Origin of the sequence: Glaciimonas sp. CA11.2, from assembly GCF_034314045.1 — a bacterium.
GTDB lineage: Bacteria > Pseudomonadota > Gammaproteobacteria > Burkholderiales > Burkholderiaceae_D > Glaciimonas.
The window spans coordinates 566,221-593,194 of record NZ_JAVIWL010000001.1; the positions used below are offsets into that span (position 1 = coordinate 566,221).

Sequence of the window (26,974 nt, forward strand, 5' to 3'; positions counted from 1 at the left end):
CCCACTTATTGCGTCGTACCCTTGAGGGTAGCGACCTGCGTGCTACCAGCCACACCCCCGCTATTGTCGCGCACCAATAATGATGCGGTGACCGCTCCCCCCAACGCCAGCGGATGATAAGTCACCGTGATCCCGCAGGTAGCGCCGCTAGCCAATGTGGCACCACAGTTACTCACTATCGCGAACTGGGCCGGATTACTCGATGTAATACCGGCTATCGTCAGCAATGACTTTCCGCTATTCGAAAGCTGCACCGTACCGGTCCCGCAGGCCGCCTGTCCAGGCGTACCGCAGTTGAGCGCAGAGGGTATCGATGCTGGCGTTAATGCACTCAACTGCGCAACCGGTTGGGTCGTCACGTTCACTGCCGCTGCCAGTGCAGTCAATGGGTTAGCGGTCGCCACCAATGCATTTGTACTGGCGATCAGTGACGCTGTACGCAGCAGTATATTTGCTCCCCCGACAATCCCGTTATTGACCTGCGTCGCGCCGATGTCAAACCCCGGTAAGCGACCAGTTGTAGGCCGTGGCGCACCCAGATAATCGATGCTTGTTGCTCTGATCAGACTGTCTGGATCCGCGCCTATGCCGTTGTTATATGCGGCACCGCTATTTGTAATGCTGTAGTTACCGTAGGGTACTGCACCTGGTTGAAGCGGATCAGTCAATGACAGCGGACCATATTTCAGATCGACAAAGTTTCCGGCCTCATCCAGCGTGACACCGGCAACCATGCTGAACGGCGGCAGGAAGGGCTGACCTGGCTCGAACTTCATCCCAGGATTGGCGCGCGGGCCGTTACAGTAGCTCTTGGTCAGCCCAGGATCACTCACGCTGATACCTCGGCCAGGATTGCTGCCATAGATAGAACCTGCTGGCGAAAGGACCGAGTTGTACATATCCGTTACGGTGAATCTGGATGCTGCCGCCGAAACATCGCCGACCGTACCAATATCCCAATACGCTGGCGTACCGGTGCAGTCGCTGGCATTTACCGACGGTGGCAGCACGTTGCAGGTCCGATCGTTGGTATTGTTGCTCGAGCAAACGTTGGATGCACCCGCACCTCCCGTTGCGTCGACAAAGAACGACCTGTTATGCCAAATGATGTCATTAAATATATCGGGGTTGGAATAAGTATTACGCGCCTTGGTCGCAGAGACCGGCACCCGCGCCGAAGCAGTTGTCGGCAACACTGCAAGCAGTGCCGGCGAAGTCATTTCAGTGCTGATACCAGCCGGGCTTGCATACGATGTGGTAGGACCACGGCCATTGATGCCAAACAATGCGCCGACGATGGCGGCACTATCGTTGTTAGCGATCGTATTTTCATGAATCACCGCCTTCAGCGTATCCACCAGCGAGATACCACCACCCGACCAGCCCGCCACGTTATTCGTGATGATATTGTTGGTGATGGTTGCCCGATACCATTTTTCCGGATTGGTTGGGTTGCTGATAACGTCGTTGCCGTTCACCTGTTGCAACCGAATTCCACCGCCATGACCGGACTGCGCAAAATTACCAACGATCAGATTCGAATCAATCGTGATATTGCCAGTACCGTTGGAAAACGTGGTGTTGGTAGTCAGATCGCCTTCAATATCGATCCCGCCGCCATGCACGGTCGTCGTCTGTTGCGCACTCTGATTAAACAATATTTTATTATGGGCGATCACACCGTTCATATTGACACCGATGGCACCGATACCGCCGCCGCCGCCGTTGCTATAGTTGCCGCAAATGAAGTTGTAATTCACCGCATAATTATCGGTACCGGTGCAGATGGATACGCCTGCTCCAGCGCCTGTTACGTTGGCCCCGCCAGCTCCCGGTGTCGCTTCGACGGTGCCGTTATTGGTGATGGCGTTGTGATGAATATTCACGCCGACGTCATAGCCATAACCATTTACAGGAGGGGTTTCTTCCTCAAATGGGGAGCCGATCCGTAAGCCGCCATGCATAGAGCTGGAATTGCTATAGATGCGGTTATTCGAAATTTCAAGTCCATGGGTCCAACCGTTGGCGTAGATGCCGCCGCCCGCATCGCTGCCAGTGATACTTAGGCCATCTATCCGCGATTTAGCACAGAGGAAGTTCGAATCGCCCATATTCCAGCCGGTCGGTTGTATGGCGACCTTGCTAGGCACGCCCAGATTTTTCGCGATCACCGCAAAATAATTGCTCGGTCCATTGTCTCCAGAAGTCGTACTGGCGCAATCGCTTTGCGGTAGATTTTTGGCCAGAACGGCTATTCCAGGCCCTTCTTCTGTCGCCAGTATGGTTGGTTCGAGCAGCACGACGCCACCGGTGATGGGAGTTTGGGTCGGAAGCGGATCGATTTGCGGTTTATCGCTCAGATTACCGGTGGTGACATCCACCCCGAACAGCTTGTTAATTCTGGGTCTCCAGTCTTCCAGCTTTTGGGTCGGATATTTCGCAGCATTGATCACTACCGAGGCAGCGCCTACGCCTTGTAATTGCACCGGTTTCCACATGATCAACAGTTCAGGATAGGTTCCCGCATCCACAATGATCAGATCGCCAGGCCGGGCGCTATCGATCGCGTCTTGAATCGGATGCGGAAAGCCAGCACCCGATGCCGTGGCTGGGCTCGGATTAAAAAAGGCGGGTTTCACCACTACGGGTACCGCACCCCCGACAGTCAGCGTGACCGAATCCACACTAGACAATCCCGCTGCATTGGTGATCAGCAACTCACCGGTCGCCATACCGCTTGGGACCGTTGCAGTAATGTTGGCGTCGGACCATGACACATTGGTCAGGGCCACACCATTGATACTAATCGTGCCCGCAGTCGGACCGAACCCATAGTGCCGTTTGACCGTGCGCTGGTTGAATGGCGCGCTAGTCGCACTAGGTCCCTGATATGCCGGATTTGGCACATCCACGTCGCCCAGCGCGGTGATCTTCACAATATGCGTACCGTCAGCCGCAGCCACCCAGGGTCCTACGTTGTCGCCGTCAACACGTTTAATGGAAGGCGTGCTGTCGGGATAATTGCAATCGGCCGGATTGTAACCATCGGCAAACGCAGCCACTGGCAACACAGGCGTATCAAGATAGACAGTTGCACCCGGCATGTACGGGTTGGTATAGCAAAAATGGCTGAATGAGGGATTGAACAATGGGTCCGAAATCAATTGTCCCAAGGTTGAAGAACCGGGGCGCATATCGACGATTGGACCGGAATCATTCATACAAGCGATCAGCATATTCGGAGAATATCCAGACGGATTCGGTACGTTGACTTGCCAGGTCGATGGTGCCATACCGTTATAGGTACCCCATTGATCGGAATACACCCGTGAAATTTCCACGCCATGCATATCGCGGATCGATACCGGCGCATGGGCGATGGCGAATTTTTCACCGAAATCGGGCGAGACGGCATTGATTTCAGTCGCAGCATCGTCAAGTATCAAGCCAGTGAAATGCGCAGCAACCGGCGTATTACTGTAGATGAAGAAACTTGCTTTGCCGGTCGCCTGATCGGCAAGCTGTACTTCCTTACGATCGCAGAGCGGTTTGATCGCACCCGCGAACGGTGCTACCTGACCGGAGCCGGGAAACAGACTCATGAAATCAGGCACCGTACGCAATGTCCCGACGCAGGTTGGAAACTGGACTTTAGCGCCCTGGAACCCAAGGCTGGTGGTGGCATTATTCGGATTCTTCGGATTGTAATATGCACCCACCTGGGCTTGATCAGGCATGATGAAAATATTGGCCAGCGCACTGAATTGCTGGGCTGCCGGTGCTACCCACGCGTCGCCGATCAAGATGTTCTTATCTTCTTCCTTAACAATCTCATATCCGGCCGGAGAAATAATTTCGACCACATATCTCCCCGGTGCCAGAGGCAAGCCCGCAGCATCGGTCGTAAAGGCATAGGCACCATCGTAGACCGCAGGTTGCACCTGGTTCCATAGATGGAAGCCGTCATAGCACTTGAACTGGTTAGATGCGCCAAGTGTGTAAGTCAGGAAAGGATCTTGACCGTCTTGTCCCGGACACACCATATTCGGTGACCCATCGGCCTTGGTCCCGGTCGCGTAATCGTCCCAGCTGGTGGTCTTAGTGGTGTTCACAAGGGTGAGCGCTGTCGTGCCGTCCGCATTCAGCAACTTTTTATACAAATTAACGATGACGCGGGGGACGCCCGGCTCCCATTTAAACTGCACCTCAAGGCTCGGATCATCAAAGCCACGGGTCGAGGCATACACCACCATGCCTTGAATCCCCCCGTTTTCGCCGACATTGAAAGGCCGCTTGCCCCAATCCAAAATTTGACTCTGGTTGATGAAACCTTGCAAGCCTTCGTACAGCACGCTACCACTGTCCTTACGGTTGGTGCCGTTACTCAATCCCGGTGGGACAGCACCAAAACTCTTACCCGTAATCGGGTCATTCCAGACATACGAAGAGTTGAGAATGCCGCCAGTTTTTGAACACGGCATGGCACTATTCTGGTTAGCTGCGCCAACCGTGCCCTGCCCGGTAACCGGTTGATAGGTCACGCAGTCGGGCAAGCCACCAGCGTCGACCGTGACGTTGACGCCGGTACCCGTAAAGCGGGTACGGTCTGATTCGACCACATACCAGTTAAATAGAGGGAAAAGCTCGTAAAACACCGCATTGCCATCGGAATCGGTCGGTAATACGTTGGAGACGGAACCATCGCGGAACCGAATTGTGACGGGTACCTGCGCGATACCGGGCTCGCCAGCATCCCGCGTGCCATTGCCGTTTTGATCAATATAGGTACTCGTCACCACACGCGTGAACCAACTAAATACCGGGATATTGCCCAATGCCACCGCACCCGACGGCACCGGATTACCATTTTTATCCGGCGTGTTGCTGGCCAATACCTGGACCGACTTGAAGGCGATGATCTGGTCCAGCCAATGGTCCCAGATGACTAGCATGTAAGAACCCACAGGAATATTAGTGAGCGTGAAATTACCATCATCGTCGCAAGCAGCGTAGCCAATATTCAGGCCCAGCTCACCTTCCTGATTGAGACCTACCATGCAAGACGTTGCAGCCAGCGGCCCACGCGCACCGGAATCCCATAAGGTTTCCTTGACCGGACGTGACATATGCAGGCTAGTAATCCGTCCCGATACCGTCGTCGTGGCAAGCGCAACCGGTCCGGTGACAGGAGGTCCTTCGTTATCGGCACTTGGTGCAGGTGGAATCCCACTTACAGGAACATGCGTCGCAATAATATTTTGTTGAGCGATATGGGCGGGATTCACGAAACCAATAAATGTGTGGAAGCCTGGAGGTCCAAATTCCTGGAAGTAAGCAGGCTCACCTGATTTGACAAAAGCATCCTGCGCCGGCGTGCCTTCCAGAGTAGATACCTGATGCCATATTTCTCCTGCACCACGTCGCACCGCACCGGGATGTGCCATCACGTCAAAGCGGCCAGGCATCAGGTTTTTAACCAGCGCCTGCCCTTGCAAAACGTAATCCGCGCTAGGATTAGCTGGATCGATAGGGTCATTAGGGCAAGTCAGAATTACGCCGGTCAGGTCCTTCCCCGCGTAATTAGGACTGGTAGAACTTGTGCCAGAATTGGTGGGGCTATAAACATTTGGGCAACCGGGTGATCCCAGCAACGCATTCGTCAATGGCATGTTGAAGGCATCGTAAGTTATCTGACCGATCGCATCGCCGGAGCGACCGGCGGTATCCCAGATACGGATTTCAAATCCTCCCAGCCCGTTTTCGGTCGCATCGGGATCGCCATTGGTTGGGCTGCCGTCTTCAAAAATATACACCGACAGTTGTGCTGGGCGCAAAGGATTCGGCTCCACTTTAATAGTGGTCGGTGGATATCCAGCCCCGGCTAACGGTGCAATCTGGCCGCCACTGATCGTATGTCCGCATTTGGCGTCATTGGCACCGGCAGCGCTAGGGGTTAAGCAATCCGGGGTGAGCAGAGGATCACCCGCGAAGGCACCTACAAACGGATTAGCAGCATCACCCGGCAAGATGGAGATGTAATACCACTTGTTCGGATCAAGCGCGACATCGGACGGCAGCGAACGCGGTTTCGGCACAACGACGGTACCGCCGACGCTCTGTGCATCCATACAACTTAATGTTCCGGTACAGCCGGAAGCCACGACCGGCATGTAGCTACGGAAAAAACTAGTGGCTAAACTAGGCGTCGGTTTCCCGTTGATGATCGGTGGTGTCACACCGACATTCGCATTGTGCCAGGTCTGATCCTCTTCTATGATCCAGCTGTAATCGTTGAGCAATACCGTCCCGCTCTGGGCATCGACCAGCGTTATCGGCAAGCCGCTTCCCGCCGGAAACACCACTGTCGCGGTTTGGGCGGGACTGGCGGTACCCTGACTATTCACTGATGCGAACTGGAACGTACAGGTAGCGGGGGCAGCCGCACAAGGTGTCGCGGTAAAGGAGCCGTCGCTACCCAGCGCTACCCAGCTCGGCGCAACACCAGCGAACTTAGCAGTCAGCGGATAGCCGTTGGGGTCAGTTGCACCTTGCAGCAGACCAGCGCCGCGCGGCACTTTAAGCAGCGATGCGACATTGCTTGGATAGGCGGTCGTCGCAGTATTGTTATAAATTCGTCCCACGGCAGTCGGTGCAGCACCGGTTGCCTCGAAGGTGATCGATACCAACGCACACACGGTGGCCGAATCATTGCCGCAATAGGTAAAACTATCAATCGTAGCCGTACTGGTACTGGCCGGAGCAGTGGTCACCGTATAGCTAAATTTGCCATTAGTGTTAAGCGTCACGTTGCCGTGCGCCAACACAGCGGTGGACGTGGTGGCGCCATTGGTCAACGCCTGCCCCTGAATGACAGCGCGGACCACCCCAATGTCATTGGTCAGTACGTTGTCGTTCAAGGCGGTCGCGTTCGGTGAGAGCGTGTAATAGTCAGGGTTGGCCGTCGCCGTCACCGCTGGTTTGGCACTGGTACCGATGTTTGTGTTGAGGGCACGCACCAACGCAGCACCGGTCAGCGTGGCGGTTCTCGCTGGCGCGACGACCAAGTATCCCTGCATTCCTCCCCTAGTCTCGTTGCCTGATGTCAGCCCAAGCCCCCGATCAAAAAATGGATACACCGCATCGGTGTATCTTCTTTGCGTCCCGGTCGCTGCGCTAGCCCGGGGAAGCACCAATGCATCAATCGTTTTACCCGGGGGCATGTTGACTTCATTCTGCACCTTGGTGTTACCCGGTGCCACGTTGCCATCCTCGCCGATCAGCGTAAACGGTAGTCCGACGACGGCGGGAGTATGGGTGCGTAAGCCTGCATTTACCATCCGCACCATGATGTTGCCCGTGACGGCGTCGCTGCCGGCCAAATCGGGCAATACCGTAGATGAGTCTGCGGGGCTGGTTTGATTGTAGGGTTTGCCATTCACCATAAAGTAAGTCGGTGCATAGTTGACTGCCGCCGGATAACACGGCACCTGCGCTACGCCGATGGCGACGGGCTTTTGCGATTGGGTGCAACGCGCATCATTCCAACGGATCGATTCGCTGGTTCCGGCTACCGCTGCTGCATCCACCGCCGTATTCTGGTTCACATCAATCTCAGAAAATAGCAAGGTTGCATCCATGTCGTAAGGCACGCCTACCAATCTGGCAAGTGGCGATGGTGTGCCAGCGTAATTAGCATACGCGCCAGGAAAAGCATGGCCGGGAGACTCCAGCGTTTGCGATGCCTCGGCACTCCCTGGCTCCTCGATTTCATACGTTGGCCTGCGCGTTACAATCAGCACGCCATACAAACCCATCGGTGCCTGCAAAGACGGATGACTTCCGGTTTCATATAAGTAAGTACCCGGCTTGAGGTACTGAGGATTCCTGGCTGCTGGCGCAATATTCGTATTCCATGTGTAGGCGATCGTGCCGTTGAAGGCGGCCTCCTGACCAAAGGCGCGGGCGCGCATGCCCTGTTGCGGTGGGGTAAAACCAGCCGCCGCTTGAGCTGGCCAGGTAGTTGCAGTTTGCGGTGGATGGTCAACCGGCGTGACGTCCCGCGTAGGGCTCCCCGCGCTACCGCCAATCTGCCCAAGGATCACGAGCGAAGTGGAAGTGCCCGCCGCCAGATTATTTTTTACACTGATATTGAGTTGATTTCCAATCGGCACAACAATCGTCGGCCCGGGCGCCCAGACCGTATTGGCTATCGTCTTGGTTGTTCCAGCCACCGCAGTGCTGCATGGGTTGACGTTAAGTAGCACACCGCCGCTTAACGCCGGACTTTGCGCACGGTCATCTGAACAGTAGCCCCACATCGGAACGATGGTGCCGTCAGGCAGCGTTTTACTCATGCGCTGCGCGCTCAGATGCACCGTCGTGAGCGCACCAGACTGTGCCATTGCTGAGGTTGCCGTCAGGGCCATCGCGGTTGCAACAATGGCGAATTTAAGCGGTAACCGTTTGAATATAATTGTCATTTTCATTTTTATCCTCACCTGTCACAAGGCGACTATCCATCGACAATCATCGATCTCAGTCGATCCCGGTAGCTCAAATCCACTTACAACCTCTCGTCGATTGCTGCCCCCGGAGGATCAATGATCATCATCATCATCATCCCTCCCGGAAACACATCGTTTGTCGTAATCTCTCGCTCATCGTGCGAATGCCACATGAAGGCGTAGCCTGCGCTAGGATTTTGCGAGGTGGCCGTGGGCGGCAACGGTCGTGTGATCGGCTGTACCCCACCGCTGTCTACGGCCTGGAGACCAAGGTAAGGCGTTCCGCCGTACCAGAAGCCATTGGTAACAACCTGGGGGTCTGGCGGCGTAACCGGCATCGGCTTGTTATGATCGGCACACCACTCGCCATAGTTGGGCGTCACCCCGGGTATGGCAGGCGGATTGCTGGCATCGGTATAAAACCCCGCAGTATCCGGATGACATGGAACGGGATCCACCGCACCGGGACCGCCTGCAAATTTATGACCGTAGACGTCCCAGTTCAAGCCCTTGCCGGTCCAGGTAAATAGCGCGTCCACCGATTGCCCTGACACCGAAGGAAAAGTAAAAATCAGCGGCCCGGCGAGACTGGTCTGATCAACCGTTGATAGCAACAGATTGCCATCCCTTGCCAACACCCGCGCATGATTGCCGTGGATGTGTAGCGGATGTTGGATTCGCCCTTGACCGATCTCCCGTACCAGCATCGTTTCACCCGGATGCACATGCGGATTGCCGTTATAAGGCTGCGCCGGATAAGCCGGAGAGAAAGAGCTGTCCATGTCATCCGGCATAGAACGCCCGTTGATCAGGAAATAATTCGGATGAAACGGTTCGGTTTTGACGACGATGGGCGCGCATATCTTGGCACCGCCAAGCAATGCACTATCACAAGCCTGAACCTGATCCAGGGCCGCTGAGTGTATAGTAGAGTCCATCTCTGACAGTTGAAACAAATACTCGCGGTCATAACATGTTTGCGGGTGCCCGTAGGCAGAGGTGGCAAGCCTGAAATCGGCTTGACTACCGAGCGCGGACTTATTGCAGCGCGCCGGGGCCGTTTTTGGTAACACGATGATCGCGCCGTATAAACCCATTTCAATTTGCAGCTCTGCCTGTGTGCCGCTGTGGTAGCCATAGGTACCAGGTTTGGTCGCTTCAAACGAATAGCGCACTGTCTGCCCGCGTGCCGCCTCACGGGTGAGGATGCCCGCCGTACCGTTGGTGGTGGAGGGATGGCAAATCCCACCGCTGATGGGACCGAAACAAACCTGGAATCCGGGAAATACGATCGAGGTATTTCCCGCAGCTACCGGTAACGCATTAGCGAGTTCAAGAGTGACCATATCACCTTCGGTCACGATCAACGTCGGCCCCGGCAATTGCATGACACCACAATAGCTTGTACTGGTCATCGCTGCCGGTGCGAAACCTGCGGGCGACGCTGGCACTACCACGCCAGGCGCAGAACCCGTTTTGCCGCAACCATATCCCCAGGAATAGATTAACGCGCCGTCCGGCTGCGATGAATAGCCAGCGCTTGCCACGAGCGAGAACACCGGCGTAGTAGCGCCGCCCGTAATGCCGGGCACGGCCGCTTGCGCGGGAACGCTCCAGCAACCGCACACTGCGATCACCGCTATATTCAACGTCATGATCGCCTTAGCGAACGCCCCGATACCTCTGTGTAGTAGGTTCTCCACAGCCCCTCCTATAGAACGTGAATTTCAGTCATCATGCCGCCGAAATTTTCAGCATCATTTGACAAATGGTCAAGTTGGGTCGTGTAAAGAAAATAGGTCCCCACCGGAACCGTACTGACATCGAGGATCACATCGGCTGACTCTCCTCCTCCGATGGTCACCGAGTTGGTGGTGTAGTACAGATTTTCACCAGCGGTATCGCGCAGCAGCCGGGCATGGAAACCGATCACCAGCATCGGCACGCCGACGGTCGCCAACGTGTGATATTCAGTCACGCTCAAATTCGATACCCGCAGCAAGGCTCTGGTCTGGCCGCCAGTTTTATTAATCGTGATCAGCGTGGGCTGAACCTGCGATTCGCGCGCTACCCCGTCGCTGGCAGCGGTAGTCATGGCACCGCCGGGTAAAGGATTGGTAGATGCAGTAGGCAGACCCGCATAGCCGGGTACGCCGATTGTATCGGGATAACCACGTCCGCTAAGCAGGAAGTATTTATCCTTCATATCAGCGAATGGCTCAGGATTAAACGTCATACCAATAAAGTGGAAGTTAGGATCGAATCCCATCATCTGGATCGGATATTCGACGTCATAGCGGGTGGAACCATCGCCGTCGTTATACGCATATTTGGCGCCCGCGATCTGTACTACACCGCTATCCTTACCAGGAAGCGGAGTGGAACATAGAATGTCTTTCTTACAGTCTTCGGGTGGAAAAGTCGCATTCGGATAGTGCGCTGCGACGCGCTTGGAAATAGGTACGGTGGGGTAAAGATAGTCATGCAAGGCGATGTAAAGATTTTCCCCTGGTGCTAGCCGATTCTGGCGTGGGCGGACAAACAGTTGACCCACCATCCCCATCTGTAAATGCTCCGGCGGCGTAATATGGCAATGCCAGAAATAGGTGCCGGCGTCGGGCGCCGTGTAATAGTAGGTAAAACTACCCGCGATATTAATGGCGACCGATGCATCCGGCACGCCATCAAAAAAAGACGACGCGTTGGGATAACCGTGGAAGTGAACCGTGTGCTGCTCGAAAAGATCCGGCCGCATGATCATCCCGACATTCGACAGCGTCAGAAAGAATTCATCATCTTCGTCAATCGCCATCATCGGTCCGGGCGCTTGCGCCGCTAGTACACCGTTATTCATCATGAGTGCCGGTTCCGTGATGGCGGCATTGTTCGGCGCGGTACCATCCCCCGGAAACACCGGGCCGGCAAATGCACCATTAAACACCTTAGCGACTTCGGTCCCGGGCAAACCGTTATTCAAATCGGCCAACCCAGACAATGCACCGAAGCCGAACAAATAGATCTGCTGTCCATCTGCCATCGTGGCAAATCCGTCTCCACCCGAAATATGCTGGCACTTGATCTGGGGGTTGGCATTGGCGGCTGAGGGCCGGGTGGGGTCGCCGACAATCATCGAGTCGACCTTTCCGTCGAGCGATTTATGCAGCGCCGTACCATTCGGACACTGCACACGAAAGTTCTGTGCGCCGACATGGGTGCTAGCTATAACGAGCAGTAAAGCGGTCAAGCCGCTGTAACTCAACTTCGTGATAAACATCACGACCTCCTTCACTTCGTCAATAGAATGTGAACTTCATCTATACCGTTTGCTGTGAAGCATGATGGCAGAGCGGTTTGCGCAATTTTTTGCATACATTGTTCGGGGGAGATGCGTCATCAGTGACTTCACTGCACGCAGCGCCGGTTCAGCTCGGTCTTCTGGCCAAGAAACCATTCGCTTTGGTGCAGCTAAATCGCTTCTTCCGAATCAGTGCAACCTATTTTTCTTTCCATTTCCCTTGTCATAAGAATACGTTTCTTAACAGAGAAAAAATAGGAGGGTTACCACCCAAACTGATGGTAGGGTATCCATTGTATGAACCAAAACGAGTGGTTTGACGGAAGCAATAGACCTAACGTCTGTGCACTAACGGCAGTGCCAGAACAAGGTAGGAGGAATTTAATTATTCGGCAGGGGCAGGTTGCGGCGGTCATTCCAGTGGAAGAATAGCCAAAATAAAATCTGCAGACGTCACGGCACAATCCAATCTCCATCGACAATCGGGTGCATGGACCCCTGCTGTGCGAAGCGCACAATATAGCCGCCCTTAGAAGCAAATCGCTGGCCGGGTGCCAGTCCTAGTCGAGGATAATAACCATTGACCAGGCGCCTGCTTAACATCGCCTCAACTTGCTCGACTAAATAGTCGCGCACAAAGCTATCCAGCATATCTCCGAGACTTTCTGACAAAATCTGGCATGCCAGATAAGTGTCGGCCTGCACCCGTTCGCTCACGATCGGAATATTACGTATTTTGAACCATCCTAACGGAAAGTTCATCCTGACTTTCCGCACCTCCGGTAAATCGAACGGATAGGTCATCCGTGCGTTTTCACGCCATGCAGGCGGCAGTGGCGCATTTTCCAGTAGCGCCATGACGCCGGACAAAAATAATAATTGCCCCGGTTCCGCGTTGGAGGGCAACAACGCGAGATCGGGTGGACGCAACCACAACACCAACACATCGCCAGCCGCCACGCTATTGACAGCTTTGGCTAGCTCCGCCACATTACCCGAGATATGTAGGATGCGAGAGGTCGACTGCCATCCTGCACCTTTCAAGTCGTCTGCAAGTGCAGCGGCCGCTTGCGGTCCGATGTCTCCCTTCCGAAAGACCTGAACCAAGCGCCGCCGCGCCGTTGTGCCGTAGTTATTACGCAGACGATATGCCAACAATTCGGCTTCCAGCAGCACCCCTTTGGAAAAATATATCGTATAAAAATCGTTCTCGGTATTAACCGGCATGTCGACATTGGGCATCAGACAGGGAATCGCCTCGCGCTCGCAAAATCGGTGAATCGGCGCCCAGGTTGTCCCGCCCAACCCTGAGACAATTGCAAAGACCGGCTCCGCAATCATGCGTGCATGCAATTGCTGTTCCCATGTCTCCGGCGCGCCGGTGAGTTCCCATACATGTAGTTGCCATTTGCGGGAGACTCGATACATAACACCCTTGTCGCTTTTCATGCGCTGAAAGCCACCGCGAATAAATTCATTTTTATCGCGGAAAAAGCGTTCTAGCACATCCAGCATACCCTGCCGCTTTACCGGATCGGCATCGGGTGTGATGATGGTTGCAAAGTGCAGCGTATCTTCGGTGACGCCCGGCACCGCTTCGCTTGAAAGGACTTTTAAATAGTCGATCAGGGCGGCCGTAGTTACCTCGTCGAATACGAAGCGCGGCATCAGCGCATTGAGCGGCTTCCCATCGCGGCCTATGCCATTCCGGATCGCATTGGCGAGCGTCGCATCGGTGTACGGTTCACGCTTTGGAATAAAACCTGCCCCATAGCGAAAGTCGATATCCTCCGGCCGGTTACCATGTGGCCTGAACAAATAACGGCCGGCAATAGGTGGAATGACGAACTTTCCTTCCGTGGTACCAAACCCGCTGCGGCGATGGCAATTGACGCAAGCGGCTTCGGCACCCTCTACCGATCCGTTAGCGCCCCACTCCGCGTGTACCATCTGGCCTGAAGGCAGAATACCCTCGCGGTATAGCCGCAGTGCTGCATCGGTACCGGTTAAGGGCTCTGCCAAAGTATTCGATACAGCCAGCACGAACAACATTACTATCATGAGCGGAATAAATCCCGCCAGTCTTCGTCCGACCCACAATCGCTGTGCAATCGCCAGGTTGCCTGCCACAATGCGCCCCTTTACTTGACAGCGACCAGATTGCGGTAGGCGTTGAGTAGATCGGCCGCAGAAGAAAAGCCATCGATACGCAGCCAAGGTTTTCCCGGAGCACTGCGCAATAAGGTCACTGGATTATGGTTCATTTTATCGCCCCGATAGACATCAAACGCACGTTGGGTGGCGATACTGGCTTCAACGCTGCCGGTGTAGTGATTCCATTCCGAATCAGCGCCGAATTTTTGTGCATACTTTTGCAATCGCGCTGGCGTATCCTCTTCAGGATCTATCGATATAGAGACAAGATGAACCTTGTACTTATCACTGCCCAAAGCCGTTTGCAATTGTGAAAACGTTTGGCTAGTCAGAGGACAAACCGTCGTACAAGTAGTGTAAATAAAGTTCAAAATAACCGGCCGCCCGTCATTTAACTCGTCAGCCAACGGGACCGTCTTACCATCCTGCCGTACCAAATTTACCTTCGGCAAACTATAGTCGACAACTGCCTGCGACGACTCGGTCGACATAGGATGATGATGATGTGCATGCGCGTCCATATTTACGGCGAACGCACTGGTCGACACCAGTACAGTCGAAAAAAATAACGGACCACAGATTATTTTGGTAAGGCGCATGTTGATTTCTCCGAATAGACGTACAAACATAGGGTTATGCGGTGGGCTGCTCTTTCCGTCAGCCGGCGCTTCCGGGTTGGATATCAAGACCGCCATCAGGATCGCTCTCCGCGATAATATTTCAGCACCTTTGGTACATAATTGCGCGTCTCGTTATAGGGAGGTACACGATAACCGGCGCGGATCACGGCATTCTCTCCTGCGTTGTATCCTGCCAGCGCCAGTTCGATATCACCGTCGAAGAGTGTTAATAACCAACGCAGGTACTGCGCGCCCGCTTTCAGGTTTTCGCGCGGATCAAGCAGATTTTTGACACCGAAGCGAAGACCGGTGTCCGGCATCAATTGCATCAACCCGCGTGCGCCTTTGCGCGATATGGCTTGCGCGTTATAGCCGGACTCGGCTCTGATCACTGCATGCAGTAGAAGGGGGTCCAGACCGTACTCCTTTGCCGAATCTTCTACTAGCGCTTTGAGGACCAATGGAATAGAAAAAATAATGTCCCGGCGTGGATGAGATTTCTGCGACTTGGCCTCAGCCAATATTGGGCCGGGAACGACGATCGTTGGTGTATCGCCAGAGCTAAAGTTAGACAGGACTAAGGTTCCCTCGGCATTTACACCCGAATAGACTTGCGCAATCGACGGACATGAAAAAAATAACGCACCTGCGCCAAACATAAAGAGTAAAACCCGTAGGATCAAGATTGTCATTTTTTTTAGCCTCACATGTATGTATAGGCTATTGCGCTGCCAATTGATCTACCCATCATCCCTTTTTATCCATGGGTATAACTCCCCAAAATTGCTCAGTAGGGGTTTCACCAGAGCCAAAAATATTTCCGGCAACCTTCCCCCCCGGGAGGGAGGGTAAGTACTACTTTTAGTGGGTATACCCGCACTTACTCGTTGACAAAAAGATATTATAAATTACAATAAAACTTGCAATAAACACAAAACAACTTAGACCCACTCTGCTTAAGCCTGCTGTCTGTTTCCGCCCAGAAAACTTTTATATATGGACGTGATGGCTGGTCTCAATAGCGCGGGATCTTCGGTTCAGGGAGAAGGATAATGACCCGTAACGTCACCTATGGCGCGAAGTCGCTCACGCCTATACCTATCAGCCGGTACGCCGCATTTACCCTGCTTGAACTGCTGGTGGTGATCCTTATCATCGGCTTGCTGGCGGCTATTGTTACCCCCCGCTATTTTGAGCAACTCGGCAAATCGAATACCAAAATCACCCGTGTTCAAATCCATTCTCTCGGTAAAGCACTAGATCAATATCGTCTGGATGTCGGGCATTTTCCCAGCACCGAACAGGGATTAAAGTCACTGTTCACCAAGCCTAACGATGAAGAAAAATGGCAAGGTCCGTATCTGGTCAGGGCCGTTCCGCCTGATCCGTGGGGCCGCGAATTTATCTATAAATCTCCGGGTGATCATGATGGCTACGACATCAGTTCGTTAGGCGCCGACGGACAGGTAGGGGGGACTGGTGAAAACACTGACGTGGGCTCCTGGATGGCTCAATAGAGGCCCAACTTCACCAGCAGCGCAATGAGTACAAGGAGGACCTGATGGACGATGCGCGTACCCTTGAATTTGAGGTTGTGGGAGTAGCGGAAGCCGGTGCCATCCGCATCTTGCGGATTCCTGCGGCTGATGCAGATCTCGCCACGCAACTCGCCCAACGCGAGGGCTTGCGCGTGCTCTCTTGCAAGCCGCGTTCCGCTGGTTTTTTTGGGGCCGGAAAAACATCCAAACCCAATACTGTGCGTTTGGACATAGCGCTATTCGCCCACGAGCTTGGCGCCCTCCTTGACGCCGGTTTGGGTATCATCGACGGCATCGAAACCCTGGCTGAGAAGGAACGATCCTCTGAAACCAGCCGCGTACTTGCGCGCCTGGTACGCGCATTGAAAGAAGGACGAAATTTTTCCGCTGCGATGCGCGACAGGCTGGACGTTTTCCCGCAACTACTGATTGCAAGCATCGCTGCCAGCGAGCAAACCGGCGATATGGCAGCCGCATTGCGCCGCTACTCAAGTAATTTCGAAACTTTGCGGGGAATTCGCTCAAAAGCGGTAGGCGCCGCAGTGTATCCGTTGATGCTGCTCGGAGTCGGTGGAGTGGTTGTGTTATTTTTATTGGGTTTCGTCGTCCCTAAATTCTCGACATTGATTGAGAGTTCGCGGGGAGAAATTCCGTTCGCTTCAATGATGCTGATTAACGTCGGAAAAACGATTAATTTACATCCCCAAATCATGGGCGGTACTTTTATCTGCATGTTGCTGTCGCTGATATGGGCGATCCGACGTGCAGCTCGCGCCCACTGGAATCTGCCGATTTTAGAAAAACTCCCATTCATCGGCATATTGATTCGGATGTTTCGACATGCGCAGTTTTACCGTACTAGTAGCATGTTAATCGAGGGCGGTATCTCCGCTGTCAGGGCATTTGAAATGTGCAGTTCACTGCTTAGTCCCGGCGATAACAAACAACTTTTGCTTGCCGTCGTTGCGATGCGCGAGGGCTGCGCAATCGGGCCGGCACTACAACGCGTAGGGCTGGCAGACCCGGTGGCGTTACGCATGCTAACGGTAGCGCAGCGTACCGGACAGTTGGCAGAAATTTTAGCGCGGATTGCGTCCTTCAAGGAAAACACCTTGGCACGTTCGATTGAGGTTTCTACGCGCTTGTTTGAACCAGTGTTGATGCTACTTATCGGTCTTATCATCGGTGCCATAGTCGTGCTGATGTATTTACCGATTTTCGACATCGCATCAAGTTTACAGTGAACCTTATAGGATCATTTATGCAAAACGAATCCCTCTCACTCACGCGTGTCCTGGATGCAGATTTCATCAGCGATATCCAGCAACAATCGAACGCTGCGTTAAATACTATTGAGCGCATCGAAGCTACTTTCGGCACCGATTCGGACGCTTATCTGCAAGCAGCTGCGACGTACTTCCGGATGCAACCGATCACGCTCGATACCATGCGTCTGATGAAGCCGGACTTCGCGCTGATTTCCTTTGTCGAGGCCAGCAAGCGGCTATGTCTGGCATTTTCCGACGTCAATGATGAATTGATTCTGGTGATGGCCGATCCACTAGATGTACGCACCCGTGCTTGGATCTATGCGAAGCTGCGCAACCGCAGCCAGCAATCTTTGCACTGGGGTATCGCCACCATTTTAGATGTACGTTCCTATCTTATTTCAATGGAAAAATCGGTACGTGCCATGGATTCGATCGGGATATCCGACGCTACGACCACCAATGACAGTAACGCCCTCACCATCTCGATTGAAGGTATCAGTAGCACCGAAAGTCGCATCGTCCGCTTAGTCAACTCAACGATTTACGATGCGTTGCGTGCAGGTGCAAGTGATATTCATCTAGAAACCCAAGCGCATGGCATGAACATCAAATACCGTCTCGATGGCGTGCTGACCATGATCAAGCAGGTAGATGGCAGCGACACTTCAGAGCAAGTACTGTCGCGCGTAAAAGTCATTTCCGAACTAGACATTGCAGAGCGGCGGATTCCGCAGGATGGTCGTTTCAAGGTGCTGGTAGAGGGTCGGGAAATCGATCTCAGGGTCTCGATTATGCCGAATTTGTTCGGCGAGGATGCGGTATTGCGCATACTGGATAGATACCATCTAGCAGGCGAACGCAAAGCATTGAGCCTGGAAACACTTGGGTTTTCTGAACCGGCTATGGCATTTGTCAGACGACTGTCGGCTTTGCCGTATGGCCTGCTGTTGGTCACCGGTCCTACCGGCAGCGGTAAGACCACAACCGTGTATGCCGCTATCTCTGAAATCAATACCGGCCTGGACAAGATCGTTACCATTGAAGACCCGGTCGAGTACCAGTTAGCCGGCGTATTGCAAATCCCCGTCAACGAGAAAAAAGGTCTTACCTTCGCCCGCGGACTGCGCTCGATTCTGCGCCACGATCCTGACAAGATTATGGTGGGTGAGATTCGTGATCCGGAAACAGCCCAGATTGCGGTGCAGGCCGCGCTGACCGGGCACCAAGTATTTACGACCGTCCATGCCAATAATGTATTTGATGTCATTGGACGATTTGCCAATATGGGGGTTGACTCATACAGCTTCGTGTCGGCACTGAACGGTATTCTGGCCCAGCGTCTGGTGCGTATTAACTGTCCGATGTGCTCAGTCCCGGACACTCCGTCTGCAGAACTAATTGCACGCTCCGGACTGACGGACATTGCGTTCGCATCCGTTGACTTCAAGCGCGGGCTGGGATGCGGACATTGCCGTGGAACAGGCTTCAAGGGACGACGTGCCATCGCCGAAACTTTGGCGCTGGACGATATCCTGCGCGACCTGATGGGTGAACGCGCAGCGTTATCCAGAATCAAGCACGCTGCCAGGCAAGCAGGACTCAGAACGCTGCGTGAAGCTGCGGTCGATTTAGCCACCCAAGGTTTGACTACTCTCGAGGAGATCAATCGTGTTACACCTGTGGAATAAAACGGCTACGCTGGTGATCGATACCGATCAAGTTAGGGCGAAAATTGGCCCTCTTGAAAACCTCATCGTGGAAGTCGCGGGAAGCGTAACCGATATGCCCTATGGCGTGGCCCGCTCCGAGCATCTCAGCGCGGCTATAAAAGAGGCACTGGCCGATCTGACGACCAAAGTTAAACGACCATTTCACGCGGTCAACGTCGTGATCGCCGACACTCTGGTGTTTTACGATGTACTGGAGATCGATGCCCGCATCATCTCATCAGTTGAATTACAGCGGCTAGCTGGATTGAGCTTGGCCGATACCCTTGGGCTGGATGCGGCTGATCTGATGCTGCGCTGCTCGATTCAAAAAGGTGGTCTGAGCGTAGTAATGTGCGGTATTCCTATCCCGATACTTGACGCTATCAAGCATGCGATACAACAGGCCGGATATACCTTAAATCGGGTAGAACCCGCATTCGCAGAATTTTTAAATTGCCGCGCCACGCTGCTGACCCAACCGAATGCGATGGTGGCTAAACTGCGCCATCATTCATTGACACTAGGATTAATACGAGAAGGGAAATGGCAGGCCTTCGCGAACGAACGTTTGTCGCGGCCGGTGTGGACAGAGTTGCGCGATAGCTGCGATGCTTTTTGCAGTCGGGTAGGAATCCCGGATCCGCATCTGTTACCGATATTATTCGACGCCGATATCGAACAAATTCCGACTGATGCAACCGGTCGCTGGCAACCGTTACTACTCACAACGACGCTGTCGTAGGAGTCATTATTGTGTCCTCATTTTATCGTCTTCATTTGAACTTCGGGGCGCCGCAGCGAGCTACGCAACCATTCGCAATAGCCTTGTTATCCGTCGGTTTTTTAGCCAGCGGATACGGGGTACTACAGTTAAGTTCGGCCTATACGAATCGCCAAAATCAAATGATGGAAAGCGATGCATTGACGCTTCGCAAGAGCGCTTTCCAACAAAGTGACGAGACCCCCACGAAGGTTTCAGCAGTCCAACTTCAGCGCTTTCGTAATGCTGCGCTAGTGGTGAATGAATTGCGGATGCCGTGGGATGATTTACTCCAGATACTAGAGTCAGCGCCGATGGAACAGATTGCGCTACTGTCGATTGAACCGATCGCCTCGCGCCACCAGCTGCGGCTTTCTGCGGAAGCGCGCAACGTGTCGACGATGCTGGATTATTTGGTCTATCTACAGCGCCAACCCTCATTGCATCAAGTGATTCTGAGTTCGCATCAGGTCCAGCGTCAGATACCGGGATCGCCAGTGCGCTTTCAGATACAAGCCCGTTGGAGCGAGAAATGAACATCTCATCCGCTTTGGTCACCGCCAATTATGCTTTAACCCGTCGATTGGGAATGAAGGGGCTGATCGGGCTTGTCCTGATCATTTTTACTTTACTGGCAGTGCTAGTGGTTACGCCACGTTTGCAACAAACTACACGCCGTCTGCAATTGCAAACCGCAGTGCAACAGAAGGCCTTGAATCGTGACCGTCGGATCAAGAAAGTGGCGCCAAAATCAATTGATCAGCTTGCACAATTCAATGACTGGTTTCCCACTATTAATCAGAATGCTGGCGATCTACGGCGCGTTTTGGACGAAGCAAGCAAAGCAAAACTTGACATTAACAAAGGAGATTATCAAATCTCGACTGAAGCAAGTACCGAATTTATCAAGTACGAGATCGTATTTCCGGTCAAAGCCAACTACAGCACGCTGCGCAGTTTTGTCGCAGGAGTACTCAATGCGGTACCGAATGCCTCACTTGCGGAACTCCACATGGAACGCCCTGCGGCAAGTAACGACATGCTTGATGCCCGCATTCACTTCACACTTTTTTATCGAGGAGCATGATATGCGAGTCGACATTCCCCGCCCCCGGATAGTGTTGCTGCTGATTGTCGGCATGCTGACGGCATATTTGGCAAACCATTTTCGCAGTGGCCCAGGTGAGGCCACGATAGTGGAACCACTCAGTCGCACGCATGCCAAGGTCGCATCTGATCCGCATACCGGATCATCATCTTCATCGACCTCATCGCTTGTGCTGCCTAAGCGTGCCGATCTGGATCAGGTCTCAAAAAATAATTTATTCGCAGCTACCGACTGGACCCCTCCACTGCCACCGCCACCGGCACCGCCAAAGGCTGCACCAGCGCCACCACCGCAAGCGCCGCCGATGCCTTACCGTTTTGTAGGGATGTTGGAGGATCGCACCAAACCGGCCGCCTTTCTCGCCAAGGGAGAAGCGCTTCTGATCGTCTCCGCTGGCGATACCATTGATGGCAACTACCACGTTGACACAGTCAGTTCCAAGGAAATCGCACTGACGTATCTGCCGTTAAATCAGAAACAAGTCATCCGAATCCAAGGAGAACTCTAGTGATCCACCTCAAAACCAACAACATCCGTCTGCACCGCGCACTATTACCGTTGCTGATCGCAGCTGCGCTCGCAGGATGCGCGGCGCAACGGCTTAACAAGGACGGACAAAGGCAGGTGCAAGAAGGCCGATATGAACAAGGACTGGTAAGCCTGCGACAAGCGAGTCTGTTAGAACCGGATAATTTGCGTTATCGCCGTGATTATCTGGATCGCCTGGATGATGAGACCAAAAATTTGAACCAGCGTGGGGAGGCTTTGCGTTTAGCCGGTGACTTCACCGGTGCGCATTATGCTTTTCTGACGGCGCTCAATCTCGATCAATCGAATGAGCGTTCACGTCGCGGCATAGTTGATGTGGCGCGGGATGTCCGCCATAGCGATATTCTTGCAGATGCCGATAAATTGACCGCTGCCGGGAAGCTCGATGCTGCTAAGGATCGCATCCGGGTCGTTTTGCTGAGCGACCCGGCGAATAAACGCGCCAATGAGGCAATGCGCAAGATAGATGACCAACTGGATGCCCAGCACCGTGCAAAAGAGGCGGTGATCGTGAGCCAGTCAATATTAAAAAAACCGGTCACACTACAATTTCGGGATGCCAATTTGCGTATGGTGTTTGAGGCACTCTCACGTACGACAGGTCTGAATGTCATCTTCGACCGCGATGTCAGAGCTGATTTAAAAACCACTATATTTGTCCGCGACGGCTCCATCGAAGATACCGTCGATTTAATTTTGCTGCAAAACCAGCTTGAAAAAAGAATTCTTAACGCCAACACGATGTTCATTTATCCGGCGATAGCGACAAAGCAAAAAGAGTATCAAGAACTCAAAGTCCGTACCTTCCAGATTTCCAACGGTGATGCAAAATATATTCAGGGGATGCTGAAGAGCGTGCTGAAGATCAAGGAAGTACAGGTCGACGAGCATACGAACACGCTGGTACTGCGCGACACGCCAGAAGCATTGTCGGTCGCGGCGCGGGTAATTGCAGCCCATGATCTTCCCGATGCAGAGGTAATGCTTGAAGTCGAAGTACTTGAAATTTCGCGTGATCGACTTTCCAACCTTGGCATCGTATGGCCTGACAACTTCAACGTGTCGACCCCAACCGATGTAAATGGTGGCGCGTTGACATTGGGTGCATTGAAACGTCTTTCTTCCAACAGCTTGCTCACAACGCCGCTCCAAGCCGGATTGAATCTCAAACTTCAGGACACCGACGCCAATCTTCTTGCGAGTCCGCGCATTCGTGTGCGCGAGCACGAAAAAGCGAAAATACTCATCGGCGATAAAGTCCCTATCATTACCAATACGGTAACGCCGGTGTCAACCGGTACGCCAGTGATCACCGGCTCCGTTCAATACATTGATGTCGGTATAAAGCTTGAGGCTGAACCGCATGTCTACGCTGAAGGGGACGTCGGGATCAAATTAAATCTTGAAGTCAGCAATATCGTCAAAGAAATTTCGGGTCCTGGTGGCTCGTTGGCATATCAAATTGGCACACGAATGGTTTCTACCAGTCTGCGACTGCATGATGGAGAGACCCAGATATTAGGTGGGCTGATCAGCGATTCGGATCGTAATACCGCAGCCAAAGTGCCAGGAATTGGTCAGCTTCCGATACTTGGCCGCTTGTTCTCAAACAACAATGGCAACCATACCAAAACTGAAATCGTACTGTCGATCACGCCGCGTATTTTACGGGCGAAAGGGATTGCTGAAGATACCATGGCCGATGTCTGGTCTGGGACGGAAGGCACCATTCGAGAAAATCCGTTACGTCTGGACCCTATTTCAAGTGTCAGCGCAAGTCCAAATAGTCCCGCAGCGAATAGCGCTGCCCGGATCGAACCCATGCCGCTAACCTTGCCCGCCAAGCCGATTGAGACAGTCAGCAATGCTGTTCCAGCCGGGTCCGAAATAGTCGTTGCGGTACCCGTCCCACCGGCGCCAAAAGAACCAGCTATTTTGACCCCCACGATTATCCCGACATCTGCCCTTCCTCCGGAAAGTGCAATCGTCCAGCCCGCCCTGCCCGGCGGCACTGAGGTGGCGGCTAAAACCAGCATGACGAAGATCGATGGCGACAATAATCCTGACGCCGCTTCAACCAGCGTAGGCATACCAGTCAGCGTGGCCGCTATCATTCCGGCGGCAACTGGCGCTAGCCCAAAAATTATCTTGAGTTCGCCTGACAATGTCAAAGCCGGAGAACGGTTCAACGTGACCCTGAGCGGTGAAAATTTCGACAATATTCATGCCCTGCCGCTTTCCATTCAGTACGATGCGGTGGTCCTGACATTGGTCGAAGTTACGCTGGGGGAATTTAGCATTCGCTCCCATGTTGGTAACGTTGCCCCCTCCATCAATCAGCCTGCGGGCCGCGCCAGTATGCTGCTGACAGCTGATCAAGCAGCATCGTTCATGGGGTCTGGTGAATTACTCAATCTTGGATTTGTCGCGAAATTATCACGCAAGCGGACCCAGGTCTTGGTGGCAAAAGTCGATGTCAATGATGGGCATACTTTACTCACTATACCGCGCCCTCAGCCACTTACATTAGCCGTCAATCCTTAACAGCGGTTTGGGAGATAAGACTTTACCTGCGTTGACTTTATAGAAGAAGTTGACGCCTGTGAATACTGATAAGCGATGATCCTGAATATGTATCTTTAAGGTGCTATCGATGAATACTTTAAATTACCAGCAGATAAAGCGCGCTTCGGTTTGGCGGCTGAGGGCGCAGCCTTGGAGATGGTTGGCCAGCGCAATATATTCGTTATGTTCGCTATGTTCGCTATGTTCCCGATCCGCTCTAAGCTACCTTCCGCTGCCAACGAGGCAAGCAGGTGATGGAGCTCGCTCAACCATCGCAATTTGCCGAGTATCTGCGCGCGGGTTCACGCTGATTGAGTTGGTCGTCACGCTCGCGTTGGTGGGGGTAGTGGCACTGGTCGTTCTACCACTATATGAAATTTCATCCGTGCGGGTGAAGGAAACCGAATTAAAACTTGCCCTTCATCAAATTCGCGGCGCACTTGATGCCTACAAAAGAGCCTCAGATAATGGCCAGATTCCTAAAGCTACGGGTGAATCTGGCTATCCACCGACTCTGGAGTTGTTAGTAAATGGCGTGGAAAATCCTTCTGATATCAAACATGGGCGGTTAATCTTTCTGCGCAGTGTTCCGCGTGATCCATTTTTTTTAGATGCGACACTGCCAGCCGCCCAAACCTGGATGCTACGCAGTTATGGGAGTCCGCCTGAGGCGCCGCAACCGGGCGAAGATATCTTTGATGTTGCCTCTTTATCGCCTCGCAGGGGGCTTAACGGCATTTACTATAAGGATTGGTGATCATGAAACGTGTGCCTTCCATCCCTGCCTACTCCCGCAACAAGGCCTTTACCCTCATCGAGATGGTCATCGTCATGGCCCTCATCGGCCTGCTCCTTACCCTGGCCGTGCCACGATATTTCACGGCACTGGAAAACGGAAAAATCAAGGTTCAGCAGCAAAACCTAGCCTCAATACGTGATGCGATCGATAAATTTTATGGCGATCAGGGCCACTATCCTGAAACGCTTGATACGTTGGTGCAAAGCCGTTACCTGCGCAGCGTTCCGATCGATCCATTGACCGAAAAGAGCAATTGGACGATTGTGGCGCCTGTGGATACAGTATCCAGTAGGGAACCGAACCCTGCAACGGGCACAGATGCAAACGGGAATAGTGGAGGAATAAGTGGCGTTTATGACGTGCATAGCGCCGCAGAGGTAAGTGATGCAAAATAAATATCTAACCACCCGACCCAGTCGCGGTATTGTATTACTTGCGTTGCTATTAACGCTGGCACTAATGGGGATTGCTCTGATGGGGGCCGTTAGCTGGTGGTCTCTGGAACGCCAGCGTGAAAACGAAGAAGACCTGCTTTTTATCGGTAATCAATATAGGCTAGCGATTGAACGGTATTACTATGCAACCCCTGGCAATGCCAAGGCGTTGCCGATGCGTTTGGATGAGCTGATTGAAGACCAGAGATTTCCCATACCTGTGCGGCATTTACGCCGCCTCTACCTCGACCCGATGACGGGCGAGCCGTTTGAATTAATCCATATCGGGGAACAGATTCATGGTGTGGCGAGCACATCGCAGAAAAAAGCCATTAAACGAAGCGGTTTTTTTCCACCTTACACAGCGTTCGAAGTCATAGAAACATACGATCAGTGGAAGTTTTTATTCACCCCGCCGCGAGGCAGAAAAGCAATATCTGTCACACCGAAAGTAGCAGCAAAACAAGAAAAAAATCAGGGAGTAAAACCATGAGCCATCGCGTCTTAATCGTTGAAAATCATAATTTATTACGAGAAGGCCTCCGATCCATGATCATGCGACTGCCCAACTATGAAGTTGTTGGTACAGCGCGGGACGGCAAGGAGGCAATACAGAATGCTGTTCTTTTGCAACCCGATCTGATTTTAATGGATCTGTCCATGCCTGGCATCAATGGGATTGAAGCTACTGCACAAATAAAACGACGCCTGCCTAACATCCGTATCCTTGCGCTAACAGGATATAAAACCGACGAATACGTACGCGAGGCGTTTCGGGCCGGGGCGGATGGCTATGCACTCAAAGATTCTTCGTATGAAGAATTTATTGGTGCGATGCATACCGTCGTTACGGGGAAAAAATTCATCTGTCCAGACTTGTCTGTGCACCTGATCGATATTATTTTACGCGGCGACGCAGAGCCGGCAACCGTTGCCCGGTGGAGTACACTGACCTCCCGTGAACGCAGCATCATTAAGCTAATCGCGGAAGGTCGTACGAATCGCTTGGCTGCTGAGTTTCTTAACATCAGCTCTAAGACAGTCGAAAAGCATCGGGCCAATTTGATGCACAAACTTGGGCTTAAGAATGCAACAGAACTTGTGCTATTTGCGTTGAATATGGGATTAATTGAAAACAAAAACGAACCCAAGACTGTAGTAATCTCGGATTAGCTAATCGCACAACCACTCGAGTATAGGCAGACTCCCTATCCACTGCCGCGAATAGCTTCCATTGATCACTAAATGGATAAGATGTTCCCGCGCCAGTCCGCTTTACTTTATAAACTAAGGATGTATTACTAATCTCTTCATAATTAACGCCAATATACAGTGGCCCTTTTTCGTATTCGGCCGCCAAATGCATATTGTTATTGCCACTAACCTCCGGCAACGGTGTGCCGCCGCCAACAGCTACTCTCGCAAACGCCCCCTGGATTTTGAACCCGCTCATATCTGGCGAAAAAATGCCAATCGCATTGTCCACTCGGGGACTGCACCGAACATATCTTTTGGCGTGCGGTTCATTTACTGTAGACACCATCATCCACTCCGCCACGCGCACAATAGACGCCGCTCACGGACCGCTTACGATGAATGGATACATGCTTCCCAGCACTAAGCCATTGATAATTTGTTAGATAAAGGTATCCGTGATTTCCTTGTTAT

At 52.9% G+C, this 26,974-nt stretch carries 19 protein-coding genes; 12 read left to right on the forward strand and 7 right to left on the reverse strand.

Features of this window, described 5'->3' with window-relative positions; genetic code table 11:
• Window positions 1-5: 5 nt before the first annotated feature.
• The 6 genes from RGU75_RS02400 to RGU75_RS02425 all read right to left on the reverse strand — a co-directional run bounded on the left by RGU75_RS02400 (window position 6) and on the right by RGU75_RS02425 (window position 15,265).
• Window positions 6-8,486 carry a hypothetical protein gene (locus RGU75_RS02400; RefSeq protein WP_322232648.1) on the reverse strand — a complete coding sequence of 2,827 codons (8,481 nt, stop codon included), beginning with the start codon at window positions 8,484-8,486 and terminating at the stop codon, window positions 6-8.
• Between the two features lie 77 nt (window positions 8,487-8,563).
• On the reverse strand, window positions 8,564-10,159 hold the full coding sequence (locus RGU75_RS02405) for a multicopper oxidase domain-containing protein (RefSeq protein ID WP_322232650.1): 1,596 nt from the start codon (window positions 10,157-10,159) through the stop codon (window positions 8,564-8,566).
• Window positions 10,160-10,215: 56 nt separating this feature from the next.
• Window positions 10,216-11,778: a multicopper oxidase domain-containing protein gene (locus RGU75_RS02410; RefSeq protein WP_322232652.1), complete on the reverse strand. Its 1,563-nt coding sequence runs from the start codon at window positions 11,776-11,778 to the stop codon at window positions 10,216-10,218.
• 474 nt (window positions 11,779-12,252) lie between these two features.
• Window positions 12,253-13,929, reverse strand: a complete 1,677-nt coding sequence (locus RGU75_RS02415; RefSeq protein WP_322232654.1) for a cytochrome C — start codon at window positions 13,927-13,929, stop codon at window positions 12,253-12,255.
• Between the two features lie 11 nt (window positions 13,930-13,940).
• Complete coding sequence (locus RGU75_RS02420) at window positions 13,941-14,552, reverse strand: SCO family protein (protein ID WP_416186846.1); 612 nt, start codon at window positions 14,550-14,552, stop codon at window positions 13,941-13,943.
• A gap of 95 nt (window positions 14,553-14,647) precedes the next feature.
• Window positions 14,648-15,265 (reverse strand): lytic transglycosylase domain-containing protein, encoded by a 618-nt coding sequence (locus tag RGU75_RS02425; protein WP_322232657.1) that lies wholly within the window; start codon window positions 15,263-15,265, stop codon window positions 14,648-14,650.
• 360 nt (window positions 15,266-15,625) lie between these two features.
• Between RGU75_RS02425 and gspG the strand changes: the two genes are divergently transcribed.
• From gspG to RGU75_RS02485, 12 genes are all read left to right on the forward strand, one after another.
• Entirely contained in the window at window positions 15,626-16,090 is a 465-nt protein-coding gene (gene gspG, locus RGU75_RS02430) for a type II secretion system major pseudopilin GspG (protein WP_322232659.1), read from the forward strand.
• A gap of 44 nt (window positions 16,091-16,134) precedes the next feature.
• On the forward strand, window positions 16,135-17,355 hold the full coding sequence (locus RGU75_RS02435) for a type II secretion system F family protein (RefSeq protein WP_322232661.1): 1,221 nt from the start codon (window positions 16,135-16,137) through the stop codon (window positions 17,353-17,355).
• Window positions 17,356-17,372: 17 nt separating this feature from the next.
• Entirely contained in the window at window positions 17,373-19,070 is a 1,698-nt protein-coding gene (locus RGU75_RS02440; protein ID WP_322232663.1) for a GspE/PulE family protein, read from the forward strand.
• Entirely contained in the window at window positions 19,051-19,833 is a 783-nt protein-coding gene (locus tag RGU75_RS02445; RefSeq protein WP_322232664.1) for a hypothetical protein, read from the forward strand. Before RGU75_RS02440 ends, RGU75_RS02445 begins: the two co-directional genes overlap by 20 nt.
• Window positions 19,834-19,844: 11 nt before the next feature.
• On the forward strand, window positions 19,845-20,387 hold the full coding sequence (locus RGU75_RS02450) for a hypothetical protein (protein ID WP_322232666.1): 543 nt from the start codon (window positions 19,845-19,847) through the stop codon (window positions 20,385-20,387).
• Window positions 20,384-20,938: a hypothetical protein gene (locus tag RGU75_RS02455; protein ID WP_322232668.1), complete on the forward strand. Its 555-nt coding sequence runs from the start codon at window positions 20,384-20,386 to the stop codon at window positions 20,936-20,938. Before RGU75_RS02450 ends, RGU75_RS02455 begins: the two co-directional genes overlap by 4 nt.
• Before the next feature lies 1 nt (window position 20,939).
• Entirely contained in the window at window positions 20,940-21,467 is a 528-nt protein-coding gene (locus RGU75_RS02460) for a secretion system X translation initiation factor (RefSeq protein WP_322232670.1), read from the forward strand.
• Complete coding sequence (locus RGU75_RS02465) at window positions 21,467-24,052, forward strand: secretin N-terminal domain-containing protein (protein ID WP_322232672.1); 2,586 nt, start codon at window positions 21,467-21,469, stop codon at window positions 24,050-24,052. The genes RGU75_RS02460 and RGU75_RS02465 overlap by 1 nt, the downstream gene beginning before the upstream one ends.
• Window positions 24,053-24,161: 109 nt before the next feature.
• Window positions 24,162-24,830: a type II secretion system protein gene (locus RGU75_RS02470; protein ID WP_322232674.1), complete on the forward strand. Its 669-nt coding sequence runs from the start codon at window positions 24,162-24,164 to the stop codon at window positions 24,828-24,830.
• Between the two features lie 2 nt (window positions 24,831-24,832).
• Window positions 24,833-25,267 carry a type II secretion system protein gene (locus tag RGU75_RS02475; protein ID WP_322232676.1) on the forward strand — a complete coding sequence of 145 codons (435 nt, stop codon included), beginning with the start codon at window positions 24,833-24,835 and terminating at the stop codon, window positions 25,265-25,267.
• Entirely contained in the window at window positions 25,257-25,799 is a 543-nt protein-coding gene (locus RGU75_RS02480; RefSeq protein ID WP_322232678.1) for a type II secretion system protein, read from the forward strand. Before RGU75_RS02475 ends, RGU75_RS02480 begins: the two co-directional genes overlap by 11 nt.
• Before the next feature lie 56 nt (window positions 25,800-25,855).
• Window positions 25,856-26,479: a response regulator gene (locus tag RGU75_RS02485; protein WP_416186777.1), complete on the forward strand. Its 624-nt coding sequence runs from the start codon at window positions 25,856-25,858 to the stop codon at window positions 26,477-26,479.
• Here the strand turns inward: RGU75_RS02485 and RGU75_RS23930 are convergent.
• Window positions 26,388-26,852, reverse strand: coding sequence for a porin (locus tag RGU75_RS23930; protein ID WP_416186778.1), 465 nt, complete (start codon window positions 26,850-26,852; stop codon window positions 26,388-26,390). The genes RGU75_RS02485 and RGU75_RS23930 overlap by 92 nt on opposite strands.
• Window positions 26,853-26,974 lie beyond the last annotated feature (122 nt).

What these genes read in the sequence shown, in the direction of transcription:
- RGU75_RS02400 (WP_322232648.1), bottom strand. Translation starts at nt 8,486, where the DNA reads ATGAAAATGACAATTATATTCAAACGGTTACCGCTTAAATTCGCCATT.
- RGU75_RS02405 (WP_322232650.1), bottom strand. Translation starts at nt 10,159, where the DNA reads ATGACGTTGAATATAGCGGTGATCGCAGTGTGCGGTTGCTGGAGCGTT.
- RGU75_RS02410 (WP_322232652.1), bottom strand. Translation starts at nt 11,778, where the DNA reads ATGTTTATCACGAAGTTGAGTTACAGCGGCTTGACCGCTTTACTGCTC.
- RGU75_RS02420 (WP_416186846.1), bottom strand. Translation starts at nt 14,552, where the DNA reads ATGCGCCTTACCAAAATAATCTGTGGTCCGTTATTTTTTTCGACTGTA.
- RGU75_RS02425 (WP_322232657.1), bottom strand. Translation starts at nt 15,265, where the DNA reads ATGACAATCTTGATCCTACGGGTTTTACTCTTTATGTTTGGCGCAGGT.
- gspG (WP_322232659.1), top strand. Translation starts at nt 15,626, where the DNA reads ATGACCCGTAACGTCACCTATGGCGCGAAGTCGCTCACGCCTATACCT.
- RGU75_RS02435 (WP_322232661.1), top strand. Translation starts at nt 16,135, where the DNA reads ATGGACGATGCGCGTACCCTTGAATTTGAGGTTGTGGGAGTAGCGGAA.
- RGU75_RS02440 (WP_322232663.1), top strand. Translation starts at nt 17,373, where the DNA reads ATGCAAAACGAATCCCTCTCACTCACGCGTGTCCTGGATGCAGATTTC.
- RGU75_RS02455 (WP_322232668.1), top strand. Translation starts at nt 20,384, where the DNA reads ATGAACATCTCATCCGCTTTGGTCACCGCCAATTATGCTTTAACCCGT.
- RGU75_RS02460 (WP_322232670.1), top strand. Translation starts at nt 20,940, where the DNA reads ATGCGAGTCGACATTCCCCGCCCCCGGATAGTGTTGCTGCTGATTGTC.
- RGU75_RS02470 (WP_322232674.1), top strand. Translation starts at nt 24,162, where the DNA reads ATGAATACTTTAAATTACCAGCAGATAAAGCGCGCTTCGGTTTGGCGG.
- RGU75_RS02475 (WP_322232676.1), top strand. Translation starts at nt 24,833, where the DNA reads ATGAAACGTGTGCCTTCCATCCCTGCCTACTCCCGCAACAAGGCCTTT.
- RGU75_RS02480 (WP_322232678.1), top strand. Translation starts at nt 25,257, where the DNA reads ATGCAAAATAAATATCTAACCACCCGACCCAGTCGCGGTATTGTATTA.
- RGU75_RS02485 (WP_416186777.1), top strand. Translation starts at nt 25,856, where the DNA reads ATGATCATGCGACTGCCCAACTATGAAGTTGTTGGTACAGCGCGGGAC.
- RGU75_RS23930 (WP_416186778.1), bottom strand. Translation starts at nt 26,852, where the DNA reads ATGATGGTGTCTACAGTAAATGAACCGCACGCCAAAAGATATGTTCGG.